The following is a 25,297-nucleotide window of genomic DNA, read 5'->3' as shown; positions in this document are numbered from 1 at the left end:
ACCCCCAGATGACCCCCTGCACCCTCACCGCCCTGTCGGACCTCGCCACGCTCAACGTCGACACAATCATCGACGTGCGCGCGCCGATGGAGTTTGCCGAGGATCATCTGCCCGGTGCCATTAACCTGCCCGTGCTGTCGGACGCGGAGCGCGCCGAAGTGGGCACGATCTACAAGCAGGTCAGCCCCTTCGACGCGCGCAAGATCGGCGGGGCGCTGGTGGCGCAGAACACGGGCCACCATTTGCAAACGGCACTGGCGGATAAAGACGGCAGCTGGCAACCGCTGGTCTATTGCTGGCGCGGCGGGCAGCGGTCGGGGGCGTTCTCGACGATCCTCGATCAGGTCGGCTGGCGCGTGCAACTGCTGCGCGGCGGCTATCGCAGCTACCGGCGCTTGGTGGTCGCGGCGCTCTACGACACGCCCCTGCCGCATCGGCTGATGCTGATCGAAGGCGGCACCGGCACGGCCAAGACACGGCTGTTGCACCATCTGGCCAAGGCAGGCGCGCAGGTGCTTGACCTCGAAGGGCTGGCGCAGCACCGCGGCTCGCTTTTCGGTGCGGTGGACGGCGGGCAGCCGCATCAAAAGATGTTCGAATCTCGGCTCGCCCAAGCGCTATTGCCGCTCGACCCCGCGCAGGTGACATGGGTCGAAGCCGAGAGCAGCAAGATCGGCGACATCACCCTTCCGCCTGCGCTTTGGGCCGCGATGCGCGACGCCGCGCGGGTTGAGATCGCCGCCCCCTTGGCCGCGCGGGCGGATTTTCTGTGCCGGGCCTATGATGACCTGACCACCGACCCCGCCATGCTCGAAAACCGCATCGACAAGCTGCGGCCCTATCATAGCGGAGAGACGATCACCCAGTGGCAGACCCAAGCCCGCGCGGGTGATTGGGCCAGCCTCGCCGAAGGGCTGATCGGCCAACACTACGATCCGCGCTATGCCAAGGCCGCCAGCCGCAACCCCGCCCCGCGCGCCCGGCTGACGCTCGACCGGCTTGATGACAGCACATTGGCCGAAACCGCCGCCACGCTGCACAGCCGTTTCACCGCAGGCGGATAGAGGTCGCCCCCGCCTCAAGCCGCCCGATGATATGGCCCGCCAAGCCTTCGGCCTTTAACCGCGCCTGCGCCGCTTTCGCGGCATCCTCGGGCAAGGCTGCCAGCAGCCCCCCGGCGGTTTGCGGATCGTGGAAAAGCGGGTTCACCGGGCCTGCCGCCGCGATCGGGGCATCTGCCTGATTGACCGCCAGCAGGGAAGAGGCCACCCCCTGATCCGACAACGTCTGCGCGCCGGGGTAGATCGGCACCGCCTCCCCCCAAAGCTCCGCCGCCAATCCCGAGGCGCGGCAGATCGCTTGCACATGCCCGGCAAGGCCAAAGCCCGTTACATCCGTCATCGCATGGGCCTTGCTCAAAATCTCCGCCTCCCGCGCCTGCGGGGTGGCCATGACGCCGAGCGCTTCGGCCACCACCCGCCCCGGCGCGGTCCCTGCCATATGGCCTGCAAGGATCACCCCCGACCCGATGGGCCGGGTCAGCATCAGCAGATCGCCCGGCTGCGCGCCACCGAGGCCGATGGGCCTCGCGTCCCGCGTACCGGTGACCGTAAAGCCGATGGTCAGTTCCGCGCCCATGGTCGTATGGCCGCCCACGATCTGCGCGCCTGCACCCGCCATCACCTCCTGCGCGGCCACCGCGATCTCGCGCAGGGTCCGGGCCTGCAATTCGGGCGACATGCGCGGCAGGATGATCGAACTCAGCGCCGCCTGCGGTGTGGCCCCCATGGCCCAGACATCGCCCAAAGCATGCACCGCCGCGATCCGCGCCATCATTGCGGGGTCTTCGACAAAGCCGCGCAGATGATCCGTGCTCATCACCTGAAAACCACCGCCCGGTTGGCGTAGCACCGCCGCATCATCGCCCGCCCCGGTGAGCACATCGCCCGAGACGGGCGGCTGCACCTCGGCCAAAAGATCGCCCAGCACCGCGCCGCCCACCTTGGCCCCGCATCCGCCACAAAGCGGTTTGCCCGCCAGCGCCTCCTGCACGCCCGAGGCCACCGGGCCCGTCAGCGCATCGGTCTTCATCTCGGGCAGGTCATCGAGCCCGTCCATGAACTTCCGGTCGATCCGATCCTTCCACCGCCACAGCAGCCCACCGTCAAGGGCCAGCCCATTCCGCTCCGCCACGGCGGCTTTCTTGCCGAGTGAGATCAGCTTGAGATAATGCCGCTGCGGTTTGAACGCCCGCCGTGCCCCGCCGCTGAGCGCCGCGCGCAGGTTGTCGTGCAGCACCGGTGCCGCCCGCACGGCAAAGACACCGGCCTTGGGGCGCGGGCTGGCCTCCATATGTGCGCAATCGCCAACGGCGAAGAGCCTGTCATCATCTACCACCCCCAGATCGGCCCCGACGCGGATGAACCCCGCGTGCAGCGGCAGATCGGTCTGGGCAAGCCAGCCCTGCGGCACCGGCCCCGCAGCCCCCACGCAAAGCGCTGCAGGGATCGGCGCGCCATCCGCCAAGAGCACCTGCCGGTCGGTGATCTGCGTGACCTTGGCCTCAAGCGCCACGGTCACCCCAAGCTCCGCCATCTGCCGCCGCACCATCGCCTCGGTCCGGGGGGCCATGCCGGAAAGCTGCGGCCCATGTTCCACCACCGTCACCGCAGGCTGCCCCCCCGCGTCGCGCAGGGCAAAGGCCATCGCCATGGCAAGCTCGCAGCCCGCCACACCGCCGCCGATCACCGCCACCTCGGGCGGCTGCTCCCCCGCCTTGACCGCCGCGAGAAACTCCCGCCAACGCGCGGCATAGAGATCGAGCGGCTTGGCCCCGACCGCGTGCTCGGCAAATCCCGGCAGATCCATCTTGGCCGTGATGCCTATGTCGATCGACGCCACATCATAGGCCACGGCCCCGCGCCCTTCGACCGTGATCTCCCGCGCCGCGCGGTCGATCCCCGTCGCCGCCCCAAGGATCAACCGCGCCCCGGCGTGACGGCAAAGGCGCATGAGGTCGATCTCCAATGCATCGCGGTCGTAATGCCCGGCGATATGACCGGGCAGCATGCCGGTATAGGGCGCAGTGGGGCCGGGGTTGATCACCGTCAGCCGTGCGCCGGGCAGCGGGTCCATCCCCCATTTGCGCAGCACCAGCGCATGGGCGTGCCCGCCCCCCACCAGCACCAAATCCCGCGTCAGGGGCAGATCGCTTTGCACCAGATAGCCTCACTCTCTCTTTCCGCTTTGGATCATAGCTACCCCAAGCCGCCCGCCCGCGCCATCGGCCTGACCGAGATGTGAGCGGGCCGGATCAGCGCGGAAATGGCGCTTCCCCGCCCATTCGGGCCCGGAAAGCCGCCAAACCGGTAAAAAGGGTGACAATTCGCCACAAAACCCCCATGTACATTCCATCCCCGACCCTCTACCGACGGCCGGATTCCTTTGCCGTGGCTGGTAGCACCCCACGTGCCCGCCCCCCGCACAACGTTCAAGACAGGACAGCCTTCGTGATCCAGACTATTGCCGATGCCCTTGCCCAACAGGGTTATGAAACACTTACCGCCGTACAGGAGGCCGTCACAGACCCCGCGCTGAACGATCAAGACCTTCTGGTTTCGGCCCAAACCGGGTCGGGCAAGACGGTGGGCTTCGGCCTTGCCATCGCGCCCACGCTTCTGGGCGAGGACACGCATTTCGGCCAAGCAGGCGCGCCGCTGGCGCTGATCATCGCGCCGACGCGCGAATTGGCCATGCAGGTTAGCCGCGAGTTGACCTGGCTTTACGGCAAAGCGGGCGCGGTGGTCACCACCTGCGTCGGCGGCATGGACACCCGGACCGAGCGCCGGGCGCTGGACCGCGGCGCGCATATCGTCGTCGCCACGCCGGGGCGTCTGTGTGACCACATCAAACGCAACAACATCGACCTCGATTCCTTGCGCGCCGTGGTGCTGGACGAGGCTGACGAGATGCTCGACCTCGGCTTTCGCGAAGACCTCGAGTTCATCCTGTCGGAATCCCCCGAGGAACGCCGCACGCTGCTGTTCTCGGCCACCGTGCCCGCGGCCATCGCCAAGCTCGCGCAATCCTACCAGCGCGACGCGCAGCGCATCACCACCGTGGGCGAGGCCAAACAGCACAGCGACATCGAATACCGCGCGCTGAATGTGCATCCGCGCGACACCGAGAACGCGATCATTAACGTGCTGCGCTTCTACGAGGCCAAGAACGCCATCGTCTTTTGCAACACACGCGCCGCCGTGGCGCGACTGACCACGCGGTTCACCAACCGCGGCTTTTCGGTCGTGGCGCTGTCGGGTGAACTGACGCAGTCCGAGCGCACCAACGCGTTGCAAGCGCTGCGCGACGGGCGTGCCCGTGTCTGCATCGCGACGGATGTGGCTGCACGCGGCATCGACCTGCCGAACCTCGAACTGGTGATCCACGCCGACCTGCCCAGCAACTCCGACACGCTGCTGCACCGCTCGGGCCGGACGGGCCGCGCCGGGCGCAAGGGGGTCTCGGCGCTGATCGTGCCGCCCAAGATGCGCAGCAAGGCAAACCGGCTTCTGGGCTGGGCCAAGCTGAAAGTGGAATGGGCCGCACCGCCCTCCGCCGCCGAGGTCAACGCCGCTGACGAAGCCCGCCTGCTGGCCGATTCCGCATGGGTGGAGCCTGCGCCCGAGGATGCGGCGGAATTCGTCACCTCGCTGGTCGAGAAATTCAGCGCCGAGCAATTGGCCACCGCTTTCGTCAACCTCTACCGCAAGCGCCAGTCCGCCCCGGAAGAGCTGAGCGACCCCGGCGCGCCGGGCGAGGACAAGCCGCGCCGCGACTTTGGCCCATCGGTCTGGTTCTCGGTCTCCACCGGGCGCAAAGACGGGGCCGAGCCGCGCATGTTGCTGCCGATGCTCTGCCGCCGCGGCGACCTGACCAAGGACGACATCGGCGCGATTCGCGTGCAAGACAGCCATAGTTTCGTGGAGGTGGCCGAAGCCTCGGTGCCCGGTCTGCTCGACACGCTGGGCGGCGACATGAAACTGGAAGACGGCGTGGTGCTGACCAAGCTGGACAAAGCGCCCGATCTGCCGCGCGGCCCCAAGCCCGGCGGCAAACGTGGCCCGAAACCCGGCGGTTTCAAAGGCGACCGCGGCCCCCGCAAACCGCGCGGCGATTATGACCCGGATGCCGCCCCCGCCCCGCGCAAACCCCGCGCGAAATCCAGCGACGGCCCCGGTGCTGCGTCTTTCGACAAGCCGAAATACGACAAGCCGAAATTCGATAAACCCCGCGCGCCCAAGGGCGAACGCCCGCCGAAGTCGCATAAGACCGAGCGTAGCCCGATGAAACCCGGCGCGACGCCCAAGCCCAAATCGGGCGGCGACACGAGCGGCAAGCCCAAGGCAAAGGCCGTTTGGAAAAAGGAAAAGCCCGCGGGCGACGCCCCGCGCAAGGGCAAGGGCAAACCGACCACCTCGGCCACCACGCCGGGCGGAGAGAAGTCCTACAAACGGGCCTCCGACCCGTCGAAACGCTTCACCCCGCCGAATAAGATCGGCAAACAGGGCGGCAAGGGTGGCCCGAAATCGAAATAAGACCAAACGCCGGGGCCTCACCCCGGCGTTTTTGCATCCGGCGTCATTTCTTTAAAGAAATCGCCCCCTCTGGCCTCACCAAAGGGGGCAAACTGGCACTACTGGATCTTGCCTATTCGCGGTGTTCTTGGAACAGTTTACCCCGCCTTTGCGCGGGCTTCATTCGTGGGCTCGCCCACCCGTAAAGAAAGGTTTGCCCCATGGACGGCAATTTCAACGAGAACGACATCTCCCGCGTTGTCGAAGCCGACCGCGCGCATATCTGGCACCACCTGAGCCAGCACAAACCCTATGAAACCACCGACCCGCGCATCATCGTCGAAGGCAAGGGAATCCGGGTCTGGGACCAAAAGGGCAAAGAGCACCTCGACGCCGTCTCGGGCGGGGTCTGGACGGTCAACGTCGGCTATGGCCGCGAGAGCATCGCCAATGCGGTGCGCGACCAATTGATCAAGCTGAACTATTTCGCCGGTTCCGCAGGCTCGATCCCCGGCTCCCATTTCGCCGAGAAATTGCTCGACAAGATGCCGGGGCTGGACCGCGTCTACTATTGCAACTCCGGCTCCGAGGCGAACGAGAAAGCCTTCAAAATGGTCCGTCAGATCGCGCACAAGCGCTATGGCGGCAAGAAGCACAAGATCCTCTACCGCGACCGCGACTACCACGGCACCACGCTTGGCTGCCTCTCGGCGGGCGGTCAGGACGAGCGCAATGCGCAATACGGCCCCTTCGCACCGGGGTTCGTGCGGGTGCCGCATTGCCTTGAATACCGCAGCTTTGAACAGGACGGCGCGCCGCAGGAAAACTACGGTGTCTGGGCCGCCGATCAGATCGAAAAGGTGATCCTCGCCGAAGGCCCCGAAACCGTGGGCGCGCTTTGCCTCGAACCGGTCACAGCGGGCGGCGGCGTGATCTGCCCGCCCGAGGGCTATTGGGAACGCGTGCAAGAGATTTGCCGCAAATACGACATCCTGCTGCACATTGACGAGGTCGTCTGCGGCGTGGGCCGCACCGGCACATGGTTCGGCTATCAGCACTACGGCATCCAGCCCGACATGGTGACCATGGCCAAGGGCGTCGCCTCGGGCTATGCCGCAATCGCCTGTCTGGTCACGACCGATGCGGTCTTTGACATGTTCAAGGACGATGCCAGCGATCCGCTGAACTATTTCCGCGACATCTCGACTTTTGGCGGCTGCACCGCGGGGCCGACCGCGGGCATCGAAAACATGAACATCATCGAGCGTGAGAACCTGTTGGAGAACACCACCAACATGGGCCACTACATGCTAGAGCAGCTTCACGCGCTGGCCGACAAGCACAAGGTGATCGGTGATGTGCGCGGCAAAGGGCTGTTTCTGGGGGCCGAACTGGTGACGGACCGCGACAGCCGCGCCCCTGTTGAGGAAAAGCGCATTCAGGCCGTGGTGGGCGATTGCATGGCCCAAGGGGTGATCATCGGCGCTACCAACCGCTCCCTGCCCGGCAAGAACAACACGCTGTGTTTCTCGCCCGCGCTGATCGCCACCCGCGATGATATTGATGAGATCATCACAGCAGTCGATGGCGCCTTGGGCCGGGTCTTCACTTCGGCGTAAAACCGCGTCTTGCGGCATGCGACAGGCGGCATCGGTTGACCCGGTGCCGCCTTCGTCTATCTAAACCCCTGTCTTGCCCGAACATGACATCGCACCGAAAGATCGCCGCAGATCGAAACCCGCGGGATTTTTCTGAAAATGTAGCGCCTTCGCGGGAACCTCTTCCAATCCCCCCGCGTTGGCAAATGAGTAAACTGGGAGAAAGACATGAAGAAGTTTCTTATCGCAATTCCGATGATCGCCGGTCTCGCCGCTTGTGACGGCACCACCTCGAACCAAGGTGCTCTGACTGGCGCGGCTCTCGGAGCTGCCACCGGTGCTGCCGTTTCAGGCGGTGACGACAAGGTTCAAGGCGCAATCATCGGCGGTCTCGCAGGTGCGGCGGCTGGCAACTACATCGGCCAGACACAGTCCGGCAAATGCGTTTACCAGAACGCCAACGGCCAGCGCTACGTCGCGGCTTGCCCATAAACGGCTGACTTCGCGCGTTTTCGCGTTATCGGGGCTTCGACCATAGGTCGGAGCCCTTTTTCGTTTCCGCCCTTCCCCCACCTTGGCACCGGCATGATTTGATCCTAACAGGGGTCAAGCGCCCCAAGGGCGCGGGGAGGAACCATGACAACTTTAAGCGATATCGCGATCTTGCTGATCGCGGCCTTCGGCGCGGGGGTGTTGAACACCATCGCCGGGGGCGGCACCTTTCTGACCTTTCCCGCGCTGGTCTTTACCGGCATGCCCCCCGTGGCCGCCAATGCGACCAGCGCCGTGGCGGTGTTTCCGGGCTACCTTGCAGGCGCTCTTGGCTTTCGCAACGAGCTTGGCCGCTTCGACCGCCGCGCGCTGCTGCGGCTGTCCCTCATCACGCTGGCGGGCGGTGTGGTCGGTTCGGGTTTGCTTCTGATCTCTTCCAACGCGGCGTTTTCCGTTGTCGTGCCTTTCCTACTGCTCGCGGCGACGCTGGTGTTTCTGCTGGGCGACCGCATCCGCGCTTTCGCCGCCGCCCGTGCTCGCGCCGTGACGCCCCAAGGCGCGCTCGGCCTCTTTGCGGTCAGTGTCTATGGCGGCTATTTTAACGGGGGTTTGGGCATCGTTCTGCTGGCCCTTTTCGCGCTTTGGGGAATGACCGATCTTCACGGGATGAACGGCCTCAAGACCGGGCTGAGCTTCGTGCTCTCCTCGATTTCCGTGGCGGTCTTTGCCTTGGCCGGTCTGGTTGCATGGCCGCAGGCGCTGCTGATGATGCTGGCGGCCACGGCGGGCGGCTATGCCGGGGCGCCCTTGGCGCGGGCCTTGCCGAAAGAGACCGTGCGCTGGCTGATCGCGGCCATCGGGTTCGGCATGAGCGCGGTGTTTTTCTGGCGGCTCGTGGCAGGCTAACCCACCACCCGCGCCGCGCCGCTTTCGGGATCGAAAAGCACCAAGGGGTGGGTCGCGCTTTCGATCCGGCCCAGCCCCATGTCATCACGCAACAGCGCAACCGGCCCCGAGATCGCCCGCGCGAGGGCCACCTCCAGCGGCTCTCCCACCGCATGGGTCAGCGTATGGACCGCGCGGCCCATTTTCAGATCAGCCCCCGCCAGCGTGCCATCGGCCAAGGTCAACCGCCCCTCAGCGCGGTAAACCTCCCGCCCATTGAGGGTGAAGCCCGTGATATCCGACCCCGCCGTCGCCATGGCATCGCTGACGAGGAAAATACCGTCGCCCTTGGCCGCCAGCGCGTTGCGCATGGACGCCGGATGCACATGGATGCCATCGGCAATCAGCCCGGCATGAACCCCCTCTCGCGACAGCGCCGCCCCGACCAGCCCCGGCGCGCGGTTGCCCATCTGGCTCATCGCGTTGAACAAATGGGTGACGCAGGACGCGCCCGCGTCGAAGGCCGCCATACAGGTCTCGTAATCCGCATCGCTATGGCCGAGCGAGACCACGACCCCCGCCTTGGCCATCGCGGCGATCTGCGCGGTGCTGGTGTTCTCTGGCGCGACGGTGACCATGAGATTCGGCAGACGCGCGGCGGCGCGTAGGATCAAGGCGAGGTCCGCCTCACGCATCGGGCGGATCAGCGCCCCGTCATGCGCGCCCTTGCGCGAAAGCGCCAGATGCGGGCCTTCCAGATGCAGCCCGATGATGCCCGGCACCCCTTCTGCGATGGCGTCGACAGCGGCGTCGATGGCGGCTTCGGTCTTGTCGGGCGTGTCGGTGATCAATGTGGGCAAGAGCGCCGCGACACCGGTGCTGCGATGCGCGTCGGCCATGTGCCGCAGGGTCGCCAGATCGGGGCTGTCGTTGAACATCACCCCGCCGCCGCCGTTAACCTGAAGATCGACGAAGCCGGGGCAAAGCACGCCGCCCGTCATAGGCTCCGCCACGATGCCCTGCGGCACCTCTTCGGCGGTGAGGATGCGGCGGCTGCCGTCCTGCATCTGCGCCAGCACCTTGCCGGGGTGCAACCGCTTGCCGTCATGGATCTGCGCCCCGGTGAAAACCTTCGCGATCTCGCTCATCACTGAACTTCCTCCGCCGCGGCCTTGCAGGCCAGATGAAACGCCCCGTCCAGCGCCGTGCCCCGCGCCACGATCCGTCCTGCCAAATGGTCTTCCGGCAGGAAAGGCGCGTAATGCGGGCCGACCCCGCCGAGCAGACAGAGCGGATCGCCGGGCGCGAAATCCAGCGCCTTCAACGCGCGGGTGTAATAGGCCGCGCCCTCCCGCATCAACGCCTGCGCGTGATCGTCCCCGGCCTCAGCCGCCGCGATAACCTTGGGCGCGAATGCCGCGTAATCCCCCGGCTGCGCCGTCAGGCTGAAGGCCACGAAAGCCTCAGGATCATCTCCGAAATCCGCCAACAATGCGCGGATTAGGTCGGTGTGGGGCAATACCCCGTCATGAGATTGCAACGCCAGATCCAGCGCGCCGCGGCCCAGCCAAGCGCCCGATCCCTGATCCGCCAGATGAAACCCCCAACTACCGACATAGCGAAACGCCGTGCCATCGGTCGCGGCCACGATCGTGCCGGTGCCAATGGCCAAGACCCAGCCCGCCGCGCCTTCGCCAAGCGCGCCGACCACGCAGGCGGGGCGGTCATCCTCCGCAATGATCCGGGCATAGGGCAGCGCCGCGCGCAGCCGCGCTGCGTCCCGCGCGACGTTCATCCCGGCGAGGCCGAGAAAGGCGGTGGCCCCGGCAAGCGCCTCGGCAGGCAGCCCCGCCGAGGACGCCGCCGCTTCGACCGTGGTGCGGATATTGATCAGGGTCTGGTCCGGGTCATTGCCGATATTCGCCCGCCCGCCAGAGGCCCGGCCAAGGATACCATCGCGCTGCGTGCCGATGGCCGCACGGCAGCCGGTGCCACCGCCGTCCACGGCGATCAAAAGAGGGGCGGAAATGCTCATGCGATCGTTCTAGGCGAGGGGCCGGGCGAACGGAAGTGCGGGCGCGGCCCCGAGGATAAATTCGTCCAGCCGTAATGCCAGATTGAACTCCCCCTAGGGCCAGCCTAACCTTCGCCCCATGGCCCTGCCCGTCGAAACCTTTTTCCTGCGCCCCGATGCGCAAGGCACCCTGCAACAGCAGATCCAGCAGATGATCGCCCAAGGCATCCTCTCGGGCCGGTTCCAGCGGGGGGAGAAGCTGCCCTCGACCCGCAGACTCGCCGCGCATCTCGGCGTCAGCCGGATCACCGTGACCATCGCCTATACCGAGCTTTTGGCGAATGACTACCTCACCTCGCGCGGGCGGTCGGGGTATTTCGTCTCGGACAATGCGCCCGCCCCGCCCGCCTTCGCCCCCCGGGCCGAGGCGGATGACGCCATCGACTGGACCCGCGCCATCGGGCAGCGGTTCAGCGCCAACGGGCTGGCCGCCAAACCGCAGGATTGGGCCAGCTACCGCTACCCGTTCATCTATGGCCAAGCCGACCCGACGCTCTTTGATCACGCCAACTGGCGGCTTTGCGCCTTGCAAGCCCTCGGCCAGCGCGATTTCACCTCAATGACGACCGATTACTACGATCAGGACGACCCGCAGCTGATCGAGTTCATTGCCCGCCACATCCTACCCCGGCGCGGCGTCTCGGCCCGGCCCGAGCAGATCCTTATCACCCTCGGCGCGCAAAACGCGCTTTGGCTGACCGCGCAGGTGCTGCTGACCCAACGCCGCCGCGCCGTGCTCGAAGACCCGTGCTATCCGGCACTCAGCGGTATTCTCAGCCAATCCCGCTGCCACATCACGCCCGTGCGGGTGGATCAAGACGGCCTCCCGCCCGAGGCGATCCCCCCCGATACGGATGTGATTTTCGCAACCCCCAGCCACCAATGCCCGACCAATGCGACCATGCCGATGGACCGCCGCCGCGCGCTGCTGGCCCGCGCCCGCGCGCTGGAGGCGCTGATCGTCGAGGATGACTATGAGTTCGAGATGTCCTTTCTCAAACCCGCCTCGCCCGCGCTCAAATCGCTCGATGACGAGGGGCGGGTGATCTATGTTGGCAGTTTCTCCAAATCGCTCTTTCCGGGGCTGCGACTGGGGTATCTGGTGGGTTCCGAACCCTTCATCCGCGAGGCCCGCGCGCTGCGCGCCTCGGTCCTGCGGCACCCGCCGGGGCATATCCAGCGCACCGCCGCCTATTTCCTGTCGCTTGGCCATTACGACGCCCAGATCCGCCGCATGGGGCTGGCGCTGCACGAACGCCGCCGGGTCATGGACGCGGCGCTAGAGACCCATGGCCTGCGCGTGTCGGGCCGGGGGGCCTATGGCGGCTCGTCTTTCTGGATGCGCGCGCCGGAGGGCGTGGACACGGCGGAACTGGCCGAAAACCTGCGCGCGCAGGATGTGCTGCTGGAGCCGGGACATGGCTTTTTCGCCGGGGCTGAGAAGGCCACGAATTACTACCGGCTGGCCTATTCTTCGATCCCCGCCGCGCGGATCGAAGAGGGCCTCGGGCTGATCGCGCAAGAGATTGACCGCCTGCGCTGATCTGGCCTTAGGGCTGGCGCATTTCTGGCCCTAACCCCGGCCTGCACCTGCCCGTAATTTGCCGATAGCTTTGCCCCATGCCCAAAGGATCGCGCGATGAAAATGACCACCGAAGAAGCCTTCGTCAAAACCCTTCAGATGCATGGGATCGACACGGCCTTTGGCATTATCGGCTCGGCCATGATGCCGATTTCCGACCTTTTCCCCGCCGCAGGGATCACCTTTTACGACGGCGCGCATGAGTGCAATTCTGGCATGATGGCCGATGGCTACACCCGCGCCTCGGGGCAGATGTCGATGATGGTGGCCCAGAACGGGCCGGGCATCACCAACTTCGTGACGCCGGTAAAGACCGCCTACTGGAACCACACGCCGCTTTTGCTGGTGACCCCGCAGGCGGCGAACAAGACCATCGGTCAGGGCGGCTTTCAGGAGGTCGAGCAGATGGCGCTCTTCCGCGATATGGTCGCCTATCAGGAGGAGGTCCGCGACCCCAGCCGCATCGCCGAGACGCTGAACCGCGTGATCCTTCAGGCCAAGCGTCACTCCGCGCCCGCCCAGATCAACATCCCCCGCGATTTCTGGACACAGGTGATCGACATCGAGTTGCCCGCCATTGTCGAGTTTGAACGCCCCTCGGGCGGGGAGACGGCGATTGCCGAGGCGGCTGAACTGCTCTCGAAGGCGAAATTCCCGGTGATCCTGAACGGGGCGGGCGTGGTGATCGGTGGGGCGATCGACGACGCGCGCCAACTGGCCGAGCGTCTCGATGCGCCGGTCTGCTGCGGTTATCAGCACAATGACGCCTTCCCAGGCTCGCACCCGCTCTCGGTCGGGCCGCTGGGTTACAACGGCTCCAAAGCAGCGATGGAGTTGATCGCCAAGGCCGATGTGGTTCTGGCGCTCGGCACAAGGCTCAACCCCTTCTCAACCCTGCCGGGCTATGGCATCGACTATTGGCCCAAGGACGCCAAGATCATTCAGGTCGACATAAACCCCGACCGCATTGGTCTGACCAAGAAGGTCAGCGTCGGTATCGTCGGCGACGCGGGCAAGGTGGCACGGAGCATTTTCGACCGGCTGACCGAGGATGCAGGCGATGCGGGCCGCGACGAACGGCGCAACCTGATCGCCCAGACCAAATCCGCATGGGCGCAAGAACTGACCTCGATGGACCACGAAGACGACGACCCCGGCACCACGTGGAACGAACGCGCCCGCGACCGCGAGCCCGAGAAAATGTCGCCCCGTATGGCATGGCGCGCGATCCAGAAGGCGCTGCCGACCGAGGCGATCATCAGTTCCGACATCGGCAACAACTGCGCCATCGGCAACGCCTACCCGACCTTTGAGGCGGGCCGCAAATACCTCGCCCCCGGGCTTTTCGGCCCCTGCGGTTACGGTTTCCCGGCGATCTGCGGCGCCAAGATCGCCTGCCCGGACACGCCCGTCGTGGGTTTTGCCGGCGACGGGGCCTTCGGCATTTCCATGAACGAGATGGTGAGCGTGAACCGCGACGACTGGCCCGCCGTGACCATGGTGATCTTCCGCAACTACCAATGGGGCGCCGAGAAGCGGAACACGACGCTTTGGTTCGACGACAACTTCGTCGGCACCGAACTGGCGCAGGAAGTCTCCTATGCCGGGATCGCCAAGGCCTGCGGGGTCGAGGGGGTGCAGGTCTCGTCGATGGAGGAACTGACCGAGGCGTTGGACCGCGCGATCAAGGCGCAGATGAATGACGGTAAGACGACCTTCATTGAGGTGCTGCTCAACCAGGAACTGGGCGAGCCCTTCCGCCGCGACGCGATGAAGAAACCGGTCTCCATCGCCGGGATCAGCCGGGATGACATGCGCCCGCAACGGGTCTGAGCCATGGCGCTGGTGCTCGTCGTCAACGCAGGCTCGTCGTCGATCAAGGCGGCGGTCTTTGACGGCGCGCTGTCCGAAACCCTGCGGATTGAGGCGCAGGGCATCGGCCAGACTGGCGCCCTACGTGTGGGAAGCGCTCCGAGACAGCCTCTTGCATTGCCCGATCACCGCACCGCCTTCACCGCCATTCTTGCGGGACTGCGTGACGCAGGTATCGCGACATCCGACCTTAGCATTGCAGCACATCGCGTGGTGCACGGTGGCCCGGACCTGACCGAGACGACAGAAGTCACCCCCGCCGTGCGCGCCGCCATCGCCGCGGCGCAACCGTTGGCCCCGCTGCACAATCCGCATCACCTCAGCGCCATCGACGCCCTTGCAGCGCTGATGCCGGAGCTGCCGCAATTCGCCGCTTTCGACACCGGCTTTCACCGCACCAACCCGGACGTGGCGCGCCGCTACGCGCTGCCCGAGAAGCCCGAGACCGCCGCCCTCAGCCGCTACGGCTTCCACGGGATCAGCTACGAGAGCCTCGCGCGGAATTTCACCGCCCAAACCGGCGCCCCCCTGCCCGACCGCCTCTTGGCGCTGCATCTGGGCAACGGCGTCTCCCTCTGCGCGATCCGCGAGGGCCGCTCGGTCGCCACCACCATGGGATTCTCACCCTTGGGCGGGCTGACCATGGGCACCCGCGCGGGAGAGATCGACGCGGGCGCGGTGCTGCATCTGGTGGGCGATCTTGGACTGGAAGCCGCGCAGAGATTGCTGCACCATGAAAGCGGGTTGCTCGGCCTGTCGGGTCAGACCGCCGACATGCGGCAATTGGCGGAGAGCGACAGCGAGGCCGCCCGCTTCGCCCGCGCCCACTTTTGCTACTGGATCACCCGTCAGGCCGGGTCGATGATCGCCGCCATGGGCGGGATCGACGGCATCGCCTTCACCGGCGGGATTGGCGAGAACGATTCCGCGGTGAGGGAAAAGGTTCTTGCAAACCTCCGCTGGGCGGGAAATATTCCCTCGTGGGTCATCCCCGCCGCCGAAGAGAAACATATCGCGCGCCAAGCGCTTGCCCTGCTGAAAGCCCCCGCCCCCTCATGACGCATTCCCAGCCGCCGCTCGATCTGTCGCCCAAGGTCTCGGACGAGGTCCGCCGCACGACCTGCTACATGTGCGCCTGCCGCTGCGGCATCAACGTGCATATGAAGAAGGGCAAGGTCGCCTATATCGAGGGCAACCGCGACCACCCGGTGAACCGCGGCGTGCTCTGCGCCAAGGGCTCGGCGGGGATCATGCAGCACAATTCCCCGGCGCGGCTGCGCAACCCGATGAAACGCGTGGGCCCCCGCGGCTCGGGCGAATTCGAGGACATCAGCTGGGCCGAGGCGCTTGAGATCGCCACCGGCTGGCTTGCCCCGCTACGCCATGAGGCGCCAGAGAAACTCGCCTTCTTCACCGGGCGCGACCAGTCGCAAAGCTTCACCTCCCTCTGGGCGCAGGCCTTCGGCACGCCGAATTATGCGGCGCATGGCGGCTTCTGCTCGGTCAACATGGCGACGGCGGGGATCTATACCATGGGCGGCGCCTTCTGGGAGTTCGGCCAGCCCGATTGGGACCACACCAAGCTTTTCATGCTTTTCGGCGTGGCCGAGGATCACGACAGCAACCCGATCAAGATGGGGCTGGGCAAGCTGAAGAAACGCGGCGCGCGGGTGATCGGGGTGAACCCCATCCGCACCGGCTACAACGCCATCGCCGACGATTGGGTCGGCATCACGCCCGGGACCGACGGGCTGTTCATCCTGTCGCTGATCCACTGCCTGATGAAGGCCGGTCGCATCGATCTGGACTACCTCGCGCGCTATACCGACGCGCCGGTGCTGCTGAACAGCGACCCGAAGTCGCCCGAATTCGGCCTGCAATTGCGCGACGCGGACGGCAAGGCACTGGTGATCGACCGCAAGACCCGCAAGCTCACCCCCTTCGACCAACCCGGCGTGCGCCCCGACTTGTCGGCCACCTACCGCGCGGGCGGCATCACGCACCGCCCGGTGTTTCACAAGATGGCCGAGGAATACCTCGGCGAGGATTACACCCCCGAGGCCGTGGCGGAACGCTGCGGCATCCCCGCGCCGCGCATCCGCGCCATCGCCGCCGAACTGGCGCGGGTGGCCTTCGACGAGGCCTTCGAGATCGACCAGCCCTGGACCGATTTCCGCGGCGAGCGTCATGAGAAGATGACCGGCCGCCCGGTGTCCTTCCACGCCATGCGCGGCATCTCGGCTCATGCCAACGGCTTCCAGACCTGCCGCGCGCTGCATGTGCTGCAAATCCTCCTCGGCACCGTGGAGGTGCCGGGCGGTTTCCGCTTCAAACCGCCCTACCCCAAGCCCGCCACGGCGCATCCCAAGCCCCATTGCAAGGCCACGCCGGGCGGGCCGCTCGACGGGCCGCATTTGGGCTTCGTGCAAGGCCCCGACGATCTGGCGCTGTGCCCCGATGGCAGCCCCGCGCGGATCGACAAGGCGTTTACTTGGGAAAACCCGATGTCGGCCCATGGGCTGATGCATATGGTGATCTCCAACGCCCATGCGGGCGATCCCTACAAGATCGACACGCTGTTTCTCTATATGGCCAACATGTCGTGGAACTCCTCCATGAACCCCGGCGGGGTGATGGAGATGCTGACCGACACGGATGAGAACGGCGACTACGTGATCCCGCGCATCATCTATTCCGATGCTTATTCGTCGGAGATGGTGGCCTATGCCGACCTGATCCTGCCCGACACGACCTATCTGGAGCGTCACGACTGCATCTCGCTCCTCGACCGCCCGATCAGCGAGGCCGACGCCGCCGCCGATGCGATCCGCTGGCCGGTCGTTGAGCCGAACCGCGACGTGCGCGGCTTCCAGTCGGTGCTCTGCGATCTTGGCGCGCGGCTGGACCTGCCCGGGTTCGTGAACGAGGACGGCAGTCAAAAGTACCGCGACTACGCCGATTACATCACCAACCACGAACGCCGCCCCGGCATCGGCCCGCTGGCGGGGTTCCGCGGAGAGGACGGCACCCAAAGCGGCCGCGGCGCCCCGAACCCCGAGCAGATCGACCGCTACATTGAAAACGGCGGCTTCTCGACCCACCACATCCCCGCCGAGGCGCAATACTACAAGCCCTGGAACGCTGCCTATCAGGATTGGGCCGTGGGCATGGGCCTCTTCGACGCAGCCCAGCCCTACCTCTTCTCGCTTTATGTCGAGCCGCTGCGCCGCTTCCAACTGGCCGCCGAGGGCCACGGCGACCGCCAGCCCCCCGAGCATCTGCGCAACCGCATCAAACGCTGCATGACGCCGCTTCCGCATTGGTACGAGAGCGATCCCGAAGGCGCGCAGGGCTACGACGTCCATGCGCTTACTCAACGCCCGATGGCGATGTATCACTCATGGGGCAGCCAAAACGCCTGGCTGCGGCAGTTGCACGGGCACAATCCGCTCTACCTGCCCACCAAGATCATGCGCGAGAAGGACCTGCGGGACGGCGATTGGGCCCGCGTCACCTCTCCGCACGGCGGCATCACCGTGCCGGTGCAGGAAATGGCGGCGCTGAACCCCCATACCGTCTGGACCTGGAACGCCATCGGCAAGCGCAAGGGGGCCTGGGCGCTCGACAAAGACGCGCCCGAAGCGACCCGCGGCTTCCTGCTGAACCACCTCATCCATGAGCTTCTGCCGCCCAAGGGCGACGGGCTGCGCTGGTCCAACTCCGACCCGATCACCGGACAGGCCGCTTGGTTCGACCTCAAGGTCCACATCGAAAAGACCGAGGCCCCCGCCGAGGCCCAGCCCGAAATACCGCCGCAACGCTCGCCTATCCCGCCCGCGCCGCGCGACATCGCGTGGAAGGTGGGCAAATGACCCCCTTCGCCCCCCGCGCCGCGAGAACGACCCTTCAGGACCGCCAGACATGACCACCCTTCCCGACCAAACCGAGCGCAAACTCGGCCTCGTGATCGACCTCGACACCTGCGTCGGCTGTCATGCCTGCGTGATCTCCTGCAAGGGCTGGAACACCGAGAATTACGGCGCGCCCCTGTCGGACCAAGACGCCTATGGCAGCGATCCTTCGGGCACCTTCCTCAACCGCGTGCACAGCTACGAGGTCCAGCCCGAGGCGGGTGCGGCGCAACTGGTCCATTTCCCCAAATCCTGCCTGCATTGCGAAGACGCGCCCTGCGTCACCGTCTGTCCGACGGGGGCCAGCTACAAGCGGGTCGAGGACGGCATCGTGCTGGTCAACGAAAGCGATTGCATCGGCTGCGGCCTCTGCGCTTGGGCCTGCCCCTACGGCGCGCGCGAGATGGATCAGGCAGCCGGCGTGATCAAGAAATGCACCCTCTGCGTCGACCGGATCTACAACGAGAACCTGCCCGAAGAAGACCGCCAGCCCGCCTGCGTGCGCACCTGCCCCGCGGGCGCACGGCATTTCGGCGATCTGGGCGATCCCGACAGCGCTGTCAGCCAGTTGGTAGCAGAGCGTGGCGGCGTGGACCTGATGCCCGAGCAGGGCACCAAACCGGTCAACAAATACCTGCCGCCGCGCCCGCGTGACACGCTTGGCCCTCCCGAGGGCGAGATCGACGTGCTCTCCCCCTTCCTCGCCCCGGTGGACGAGGGGCCGAAGGGCTTTCTCGGCTGGCTCGACCGCACTTTGGAGAAGCTCTGATGCATCCGGCGCCTTCCGTTATTCTGTTCAGCAGCCTGTCGGGCATGGGATTTGGCCTGCTTGCATGGCTCGGGATCGGCCTGCCTGCGGTGACCGGCTGGGTCGCTTTCGTCTTCTTCGCGCTGGCCTATCTTTTGGCCGTGGGCGGGCTCATCGCCTCGACCTTCCACCTCGGCCACCCGGAGCGTGCGCTCAAAGCCTTCACCCAATGGCGCAGCTCTTGGCTCAGCCGAGAGGCTTGGGCCTCGGTCGCGGCGCTGCTGACCATGGCCGCCTATGGCGCGGGGCTGGTGTTTTACGACACGCGGCTTTGGCCCTTGGGGGTGATCGGTGCGGCGCTGTCGCTGCTGACGGTGCTGACCACGGCGATGATCTATACCCAGATGAAAACCGTGCCGCGCTGGCACAGCGTGATGACGCCGCTGAATTTCCTGTCGCTCAGCATCGCGGGCGGTGCCCTGCTGGCGGGGCAGGTGACGGCGGCGATGATCCTGCTGGCGCTGGCGGGGGTGGTGCAGATCGCCACATGGTGGCGCGGGGATCGGGCGCTTGCAACCTCGGGCAGCGATATCGCGACGGCGACGCGGCTGGGGGAACATGGCAGCGTCCGCGCCTTGGAGCCGCCCCATACCGGCACCAACTATCTGCTGCGGGAATTCGTCTATCAGATCGGGCGCAAACATGCGCTGAAACTGCGGGTGATCGCGATTGCGCTGATGGTGCTGCTGCCGCTGCTGCTGTTGCTCTCGCCCGTGTTCCACCACCTTGCCGCCGGTCTCGCGGTGCTCAGCCATGCGGCAGGGGTGCTGACCGCGCGCTGGCTGTTCTTTGCCCAAGCCGAACATGTGGTCGGCCTCTATTACGGCAAACGCTGAACGCAAAAGAGGGGGTGTCTTCACCCCCTCTTCGTATCGGCCAACCTGTTTACATTAGGTTTAGTTCATCAGCCCCGCATGGCGCAGGGCCGCATCGACCAGTTCCTTGGTCGGGTCGGTCAGTTCCGTGAGCGGCAGACGCACCTCGTCCGAGCAGAGGTCGAGCCGCGACATGGCGTATTTCACACCCACAAGCCCCGGTTCGGTAAAGATCGCCTTGTGGAGCGGCATAAGACGGTCCTGCAATTCCAGCGCCTTGGCATAATCGCCCTCAAGACAGGCGGCCTGCATCTGCGCCACAAGGCGCGGCGCGACATTGGCGGTGACCGAGATGCAGCCGACGCCGCCTTGGGCGTTGAACCCATGCGCCGTGGCATCTTCGCCGGAGAGTTGGCAGAAATCCGGGCCGCAGGTAATGCGCTGATCGCAGACGCGCGCCAGATCGCCGGTGGCGTCCTTGACGCCGACGATGCGCGGCAACTGGGCCAGTTCGCCCATCGTTTCGGGCATCATATCCACCACCGAACGACCCGGGATGTTGTAGATGATAATCGGCAACTCACAGCAGTCATGGACGGCAGTGAAATGCGCCACCAGCCCGCGCTGCGTCGGCTTGTTGTAATAGGGCGTCACCACCAACAGCGCATCCGCGCCGACTTTCTCGGCATGGCGGGCAAGGCGGATGCTTTCGACCGTGTTGTTCGACCCGGCGCCCGCGATGACCGGAATGCGGCCCGCGACGGCTTTGACCACCTCTTCTACGACGGTCTCATGCTCGGCATGACTCAGCGTTGGGGATTCGCCAGTGGTGCCGACGGGGACAAGCCCGCTCGACCCTTCGCCGATGTGCCATTCGATAAGTTTCTTGAGCGTATCCAGATCCAGCGCGCCGTTGCGAAACGGCGTGACGAGGGCAGGCAGAGAGCCTTTGAACATGTGCACGCTCCTTAAGTGCTGGCCGGCGGAAAACCGGACTGGATGAGGGCTTTTGCGGGCGCTACGGTTTGATAAACGGCGCCCGAGCCATATGTTGCAAGGCTCTAGCCTCGGAGACGTGGGAAATGCAAGCGATGACGCGCCTGATGGCGATCCTCATGAGTGTTTTTGTCCTGACCGTGCCTGCGGAAGCGCAGCGCCCGCGGCCTTTGGGCTGGGCGATGGATGCGATGCGCAGCGGCAATTGGGACGCGGCTGCGGCGCTGGCCGCCCGTGACGGGCAGGTCGCCGCCGATGTGATCGAATGGCACCGGCTGCGCGCCGGGCGCGGCTCCTATGCCGACACGCGCGATTTCCTGAACCGCAGACCCGACTGGCCCGGTGAGGCGTATCTGCGCCGGCAGAGCGAAGCGGCGGTCATCAAACAGGGTGAGAGCGAGATACTGGATTTCTTCTCGGCCATGGCCCCGCAGACCCCGCGCGGCGTGCTGGCCCACGCCGAGGCGCTGATCAACAGCGGCCAGCGCGGTGAGGCCGAGGCGAACCTCGTTCTGGCGTGGCGCACCATGCCGATGAACGCCAGCAGTCAGGCCCTTTTCACCGAGGCCCACGGGAGCCTTCTGGCCCCACATCACGCGGCGCGGCTGGAAGAGATGCTCTGGCAGCGCGAACATTCCGAAGCGCGGCAAATGTTCGATCTGGTTTCAAGCGCCGACAAGGCGCTGGCCGAGACCCGCATCGCCCTGCAAAAGCTGGAAAGCGATGTGAACGCCAAGATTGACGCCCTGCCCGCCTCAAAGGCCGATGCGCCGGGGTTGGCCCATGACCGCTTTGAATGGCGCATCCGAAAGGGCCTACGCGAAGACGCCAAAGAGTTGATGCTGGCGCGCTCGACCTCGGCTGCCGATCTCGGACAGCCCCCCGCATGGGCCAATCGCCGCCGTGCCTTGGCGCGGGATGAAATGCGCAATGGCGAGGCGCGGACGGCCTACCGGTTGGCATCGCAGCATTTCCTGACCGATGGCTCGAACTATGCCGATCTCGAATGGCTCTCAGGCTATATCGCGCTGCGGTTCTTGGACGACCCCACCACCGCTCTGGGCCATTTCCAGAACCACGACAACGCCGTGGAATCCCCCATCAGCCAAGGCCGCGCGGGCTATTGGCAAGGCCGCGCGTTAGAGGCGATGGGCGATGCCCAAGGCGCGGCGAAAGCCTATGCCATGGGGGCGGAATACCAAACCTCCTTCTACGGGCTGCTGGCCGCCGAACGGGGCGGCATCCCCTTTGACGAAAAGCTCGCAGGCGCGGCACCTGAGCAAGACTGGCGCAGCTCTCCGCTGGCCCGTGCGCCCCTGTTTGAGGCCGGATTGCTGCTGCAAGCCTCGGGCGAGCTGTCCACCGCCGAGCGGTTCTGGACCCATTTGGCTGAACAACTCGTCCCCGAAGACATCGCCCTGCTGGGGCAAGCCGCCATCGACGTGGGCCAGCCGCATATCGCGGTGATGATCGGCAAACGCGCGGCGCAGCGGGGGCTGGAGGTGCCCGCCCCCTATTACGCGCTGCACAGTCTGGTGGAGAAAGACCTGCCGATGGCGACCGAAATGACCCTCGCCATCGCGCGGCGTGAAAGCGAATTTGATCCCAATGTGCAAAGCGGCGTCGGCGCGCGCGGTTTGATGCAGATCATGCCTGCCACGGCGCGGGACGTGGCGCGCGATCTTGACATCTCAGGCCAACACACGACGGACCGCCTGACCGCCGACCCCGATTACAACGCGCGGCTTGGCGCGACCTATCTGTCGCAGATGGCGGGGCTTTTCGACGGCAATGTCTCCATGATGTCGGCGGCCTATAACGCGGGCCCCAGCCGCCCGCGGCGCTGGATGGCGACCTATGGCGACCCGCGCAAGGGTGAGATCGACATCGTCGATTGGATCGAGATGATCCCCTTTCGTGAGACGCAGAACTACGTCATGCGGGTGACCGAAAGCCTGCCCGTCTATCGCGCCCGTCTGGGAAAAGACCCGCTGCCGATCCCCTTTAGCGAAGAGTTAACCGGATCGACGTTGAAGGCGTTCGCGCCATAGGGTGAACAGCCCCGCCGCCACGATCATACCCGCGCCCAGCACCACGCTGGGGCGCAGCACTTCGTTAAAGACCGACAGGCCGATGATCACGGTAAAGATCAACTGGGTATAGGCGAAGGGCTGCACCGCGCTGGCCTCGGCCACCTCGTAGCAGCGGATCAGCAGCCAATGGCCCGTGACCCCGGTGATGCAAAGCGTGCCCATCAACAGCCAGTTGCCCGGGGTCATCGGCTCCCAAAACCAGATGCCGACTGCCGTCATGACCGCCGCACCGGTCACGCCTGTCCAAAAGAAACTCGTCGCCGTCGTGTCGCGCCGCGCGACATAGCGGGTCAGCAGGCCATAGACCGCAAACATCGCCGCCCCTGCCAGCGGGATCGCAGCGGCAGGGTCCACCACCCGAAGCCCGGGTTGCAAGATCACCAGCACCCCGACAAAGCCCACACCAATCGCGGCCCACCGCCGCCAGCCGACTTTCTCACCCAAGATCGGGCCAGACAGCGCCGCCACCAAAAGCGGGTAGCAGGTAAAGACCGCATGGCTCTCCACCAACCCCAGAATGGTGAAGCCCAGCACCATCGTGCAAATCTGCGCCGAGAGCAGCACGCCCCGCAGGATTTGCACCGCGGGCTGTGTTGTGGCGGCGGCGCGGCGGATGCCGCCTGCCTTGCGCAATGCCAGCGCAATCACGAAGGCCGCGAAAAACCAATAGCGGATCATTACCACCATCAGCACATTGTAATTTTCGGCAAGATGGCGCGACAGCCCATCTTGAACGGCGAAGACCATCGTCGTGGCGATCATCAGCATGATGCCGAGCGGGATATTGTTAGACTGGCTCATGCGGGCATCCGTGCGCGGGTCATATGGCGTTTGCGGCCATAGCCGGGGATGCGGGAAACCTCGAAACCGCCCGCGGCGAGGGCCCGGCGCACGAAGCCCGCGGCGGTATAGGTCGCCGCACTGCCGCTCGGTGCGGTATGGCGTGCCACCTCGGCCATCAGATCATCGCCCCAAAGCTCGGGGTTCTTGGCCGGTGAAAACCCATCAAGGAACCAAGCATCGGCCTGCCCCTGCCATGCGGGCAGGGTTTCGCGCGCGTCCCCAATGATGATCTCGGCCCGCAGGCCGGGCAGTTCCAACACGCCACCCGCGCCATCCCACGCCGCTGTCAGCGCATCGCGCCGCCCGTCGAGCGCGGGAAAGGCCGCATGGGCCTGCGCCATATCCTCGCGGTGCATCGGGTAGGCTTCGAAACTGGTGAAATGCAGCGGCCCGTCATGGCCCGCCCGCATCCAAGCATCCCAAGCCAGCAACAGGTTCAGCCCGGTGCCAAAGCCAAGTTCAGCGATGTGAAAGCCGGGGCGGAACCTCTCGGGCAGGTCATTGCCCGCCAGAAAGACATAGGCCGTCTCAGCCGCGCCATCTTCCAAGCTGAAGTAGGGGTCATCGAACTGGGTCGAGACGGGCACTTGGCCCGCGCGCCAAGTGATCTGGGCATTCTGGTCTGGCACGGCACGTCCTGCTAGAGGGGGAAAGAAGTCGCGCAGACACTGCGCAAGCTGGCGGGGAATGGCAATGGTGGATGTAACCGTAAGAGGGGCCGGGATTTTTGGCCTGTCGGTGGCTTGGGCCTGCATCCGGCGCGGGGCTGTGGTGCGTGTGGTCGATCCGTCAGGACCGGCAGCGGGGGCTTCGGGCGGGATCGTGGGCGCGCTGGCGCCGCATGTGCCAGAGAATTGGAACACCAAGAAAGCCTTTCAGCTTGAGAGCCTGCTCAGCGCCGAAGCCTTCTGGGCCGAGGTCGAGGCCGAGGGCGGTCGCGCGCCCGGCTATATCCGCAGCGGGCGGTTGCAGCCGGTGGCGGATGACGCGGCCCTCGCGCTGGCGCGGCAACGGCAGGACACGGCAGCCGCGCTTTGGCAAGGCCGCGCCCGGTGGGAGTTGATCCGCGCCGAGAGCCGCGATTGGGCCCCGCAGAGCCCCACCGGCTGGCTGATCCGCGACACGCTAAGCGCCCTCGTCCACCCGCGCCACGCCTGTGCCGCCCTCGTCGCGGCGCTGGCGGCCAAAGGCGTTGAGATCGTGGCCGAGGCCCCCGATATAGGTCTGACCCTCTGGGCCACTGGGGTCGCGGGGCTGGAGGCGCTGAATGCGGGCCATCCGCGTTTGGTTGGCGCGGGCATCAAAGGGCAGGCCGCGCTCTTGCGGCTGGACCGGGGCGGCGCGGCGCAGCTTTTTGCCGATGGGGTCCATGTGATCCCGCATCTGGATGGCACGGTGGCTGTGGGCGGCACCACTGAGCGAGAATATGACAGCCCCGACAGCACCGATGCACAGCTCGACGCGGTGATCGCCAAGGCCCGCGCGGCGGTCCCCGCATTGCAATACGCGCCGGTCGTCGAACGCTGGGCCGGGCTGCGTCCGCGCAGCCGTAGCCGCGCGCCGATGCTGGGCCCGTGGCCGGGCAGACCGGGGCATTACATCGCCAACGGCGGCTTCAAAATCGGCTTCGGCATGGCCCCCAAAGTGGCAGAGGTTATGGCCGATCTTCTGCTCGAAGGGCGCGATGCCATCCCCAAGGGTTTCAGGGTCGAGGACAACCTCTAGACCAACAAAAAACCCCGGCCACTGGCCGGG

Annotated in this window: 19 protein-coding genes; 13 read left to right on the top strand and 6 right to left on the bottom strand. The window is 65.9% G+C overall.

The window, feature by feature from the left end:
• Window positions 1-8: 8 nt before the first annotated feature.
• The gene (gene mnmH / locus ACGYLO_RS02950; RefSeq protein ID WP_271688422.1) at window positions 9-1,064 is read left to right on the top strand and encodes a tRNA 2-selenouridine(34) synthase MnmH; all 1,056 of its coding nucleotides are present in this window, start codon (window positions 9-11) and stop codon (window positions 1,062-1,064) included.
• On the opposite strand, the gene selD is transcribed toward mnmH, so the two are convergent.
• On the bottom strand, window positions 1,048-3,219 hold the full coding sequence (gene selD / locus ACGYLO_RS02945) for a selenide, water dikinase SelD (protein WP_394376350.1): 2,172 nt from the start codon (window positions 3,217-3,219) through the stop codon (window positions 1,048-1,050). The two genes, mnmH and selD, sit on opposite strands and share 17 nt — an antisense overlap.
• Before the next feature lie 290 nt (window positions 3,220-3,509).
• Here selD and ACGYLO_RS02940 point away from each other — a divergent pair, with 290 nt between their 5' ends.
• The 4 genes from ACGYLO_RS02940 (at window position 3,510) to ACGYLO_RS02925 (ending at window position 8,569) form a co-directional block, all read left to right on the top strand.
• Window positions 3,510-5,594 carry a DEAD/DEAH box helicase gene (locus tag ACGYLO_RS02940; RefSeq protein WP_271688423.1) on the top strand — a complete coding sequence of 695 codons (2,085 nt, stop codon included), beginning with the start codon at window positions 3,510-3,512 and terminating at the stop codon, window positions 5,592-5,594.
• A gap of 200 nt (window positions 5,595-5,794) precedes the next feature.
• On the top strand, window positions 5,795-7,192 hold the full coding sequence (locus ACGYLO_RS02935; protein WP_271688424.1) for an aspartate aminotransferase family protein: 1,398 nt from the start codon (window positions 5,795-5,797) through the stop codon (window positions 7,190-7,192).
• A gap of 207 nt (window positions 7,193-7,399) precedes the next feature.
• A complete protein-coding gene (locus ACGYLO_RS02930) occupies window positions 7,400-7,663 on the top strand; it encodes a glycine zipper 2TM domain-containing protein (protein WP_209216644.1) in 264 nt (87 codons plus the stop codon).
• A gap of 144 nt (window positions 7,664-7,807) precedes the next feature.
• Complete coding sequence (locus ACGYLO_RS02925) at window positions 7,808-8,569, top strand: sulfite exporter TauE/SafE family protein (protein ID WP_271688425.1); 762 nt, start codon at window positions 7,808-7,810, stop codon at window positions 8,567-8,569.
• Here ACGYLO_RS02925 and nagA read toward each other — a convergent pair.
• On the bottom strand, window positions 8,566-9,696 hold the full coding sequence (nagA, locus tag ACGYLO_RS02920) for an N-acetylglucosamine-6-phosphate deacetylase (protein WP_271688426.1): 1,131 nt from the start codon (window positions 9,694-9,696) through the stop codon (window positions 8,566-8,568). The genes ACGYLO_RS02925 and nagA overlap by 4 nt on opposite strands.
• Entirely contained in the window at window positions 9,696-10,583 is an 888-nt protein-coding gene (locus ACGYLO_RS02915) for a BadF/BadG/BcrA/BcrD ATPase family protein (RefSeq protein ID WP_271688427.1), read from the bottom strand. Before ACGYLO_RS02915 ends, nagA begins: the two co-directional genes overlap by 1 nt.
• 118 nt (window positions 10,584-10,701) lie before the next feature.
• Here ACGYLO_RS02915 and ACGYLO_RS02910 point away from each other — a divergent pair, with 118 nt between their 5' ends.
• The 6 genes from ACGYLO_RS02910 (at window position 10,702) to ACGYLO_RS02885 (ending at window position 19,631) form a co-directional block, all read left to right on the top strand.
• A complete protein-coding gene (locus tag ACGYLO_RS02910; RefSeq protein ID WP_271688428.1) occupies window positions 10,702-12,165 on the top strand; it encodes a PLP-dependent aminotransferase family protein in 1,464 nt (487 codons plus the stop codon).
• Window positions 12,166-12,261: 96 nt separating this feature from the next.
• Entirely contained in the window at window positions 12,262-14,037 is a 1,776-nt protein-coding gene (gene xsc, locus ACGYLO_RS02905; protein WP_271688430.1) for a sulfoacetaldehyde acetyltransferase, read from the top strand.
• Between the two features lie 3 nt (window positions 14,038-14,040).
• Window positions 14,041-15,135: an acetate/propionate family kinase gene (locus tag ACGYLO_RS02900; RefSeq protein ID WP_271688431.1), complete on the top strand. Its 1,095-nt coding sequence runs from the start codon at window positions 14,041-14,043 to the stop codon at window positions 15,133-15,135.
• Window positions 15,132-17,948, top strand: coding sequence for a molybdopterin oxidoreductase family protein (locus ACGYLO_RS02895; protein ID WP_271688432.1), 2,817 nt, complete (start codon window positions 15,132-15,134; stop codon window positions 17,946-17,948). The genes ACGYLO_RS02900 and ACGYLO_RS02895 overlap by 4 nt, the downstream gene beginning before the upstream one ends.
• Window positions 17,949-17,997: 49 nt before the next feature.
• Entirely contained in the window at window positions 17,998-18,756 is a 759-nt protein-coding gene (locus ACGYLO_RS02890; protein WP_394376349.1) for a 4Fe-4S dicluster domain-containing protein, read from the top strand.
• Window positions 18,756-19,631, top strand: a complete 876-nt coding sequence (locus ACGYLO_RS02885; protein ID WP_271688434.1) for a DmsC/YnfH family molybdoenzyme membrane anchor subunit — start codon at window positions 18,756-18,758, stop codon at window positions 19,629-19,631. The genes ACGYLO_RS02890 and ACGYLO_RS02885 overlap by 1 nt, the downstream gene beginning before the upstream one ends.
• Before the next feature lie 60 nt (window positions 19,632-19,691).
• Here the strand turns inward: ACGYLO_RS02885 and dapA are convergent, their stop codons facing one another.
• A complete protein-coding gene (gene dapA, locus ACGYLO_RS02880; protein WP_067265665.1) occupies window positions 19,692-20,567 on the bottom strand; it encodes a 4-hydroxy-tetrahydrodipicolinate synthase in 876 nt (291 codons plus the stop codon).
• Between the two features lie 125 nt (window positions 20,568-20,692).
• Here dapA and ACGYLO_RS02875 point away from each other — a divergent pair, with 125 nt between their 5' ends.
• Window positions 20,693-22,657: a lytic transglycosylase domain-containing protein gene (locus ACGYLO_RS02875; protein ID WP_271688435.1), complete on the top strand. Its 1,965-nt coding sequence runs from the start codon at window positions 20,693-20,695 to the stop codon at window positions 22,655-22,657.
• On the opposite strand, the gene ACGYLO_RS02870 is transcribed toward ACGYLO_RS02875, so the two are convergent.
• Window positions 22,622-23,500 carry a DMT family transporter gene (locus tag ACGYLO_RS02870; protein ID WP_271688438.1) on the bottom strand — a complete coding sequence of 293 codons (879 nt, stop codon included), beginning with the start codon at window positions 23,498-23,500 and terminating at the stop codon, window positions 22,622-22,624. The two genes, ACGYLO_RS02875 and ACGYLO_RS02870, sit on opposite strands and share 36 nt — an antisense overlap.
• The gene (gene mnmD / locus ACGYLO_RS02865; RefSeq protein WP_271688439.1) at window positions 23,497-24,171 is read right to left on the bottom strand and encodes a tRNA (5-methylaminomethyl-2-thiouridine)(34)-methyltransferase MnmD; all 675 of its coding nucleotides are present in this window, start codon (window positions 24,169-24,171) and stop codon (window positions 23,497-23,499) included. Before mnmD ends, ACGYLO_RS02870 begins: the two co-directional genes overlap by 4 nt.
• Before the next feature lie 58 nt (window positions 24,172-24,229).
• Between mnmD and ACGYLO_RS02860 the strand changes: the two genes are divergently transcribed.
• Complete coding sequence (locus ACGYLO_RS02860) at window positions 24,230-25,267, top strand: FAD-binding oxidoreductase (RefSeq protein ID WP_271688440.1); 1,038 nt, start codon at window positions 24,230-24,232, stop codon at window positions 25,265-25,267.
• Window positions 25,268-25,297: the final 30 nt, after the last annotated feature.

This window comes from Sulfitobacter sp. 1A13353 (assembly GCF_043557255.1).
GTDB lineage: Bacteria > Pseudomonadota > Alphaproteobacteria > Rhodobacterales > Rhodobacteraceae > Sulfitobacter > Sulfitobacter faviae.
Note: the sequence above shows the minus strand (reverse complement) of the source record. Positions and strands in the feature narration are given on the sequence as shown.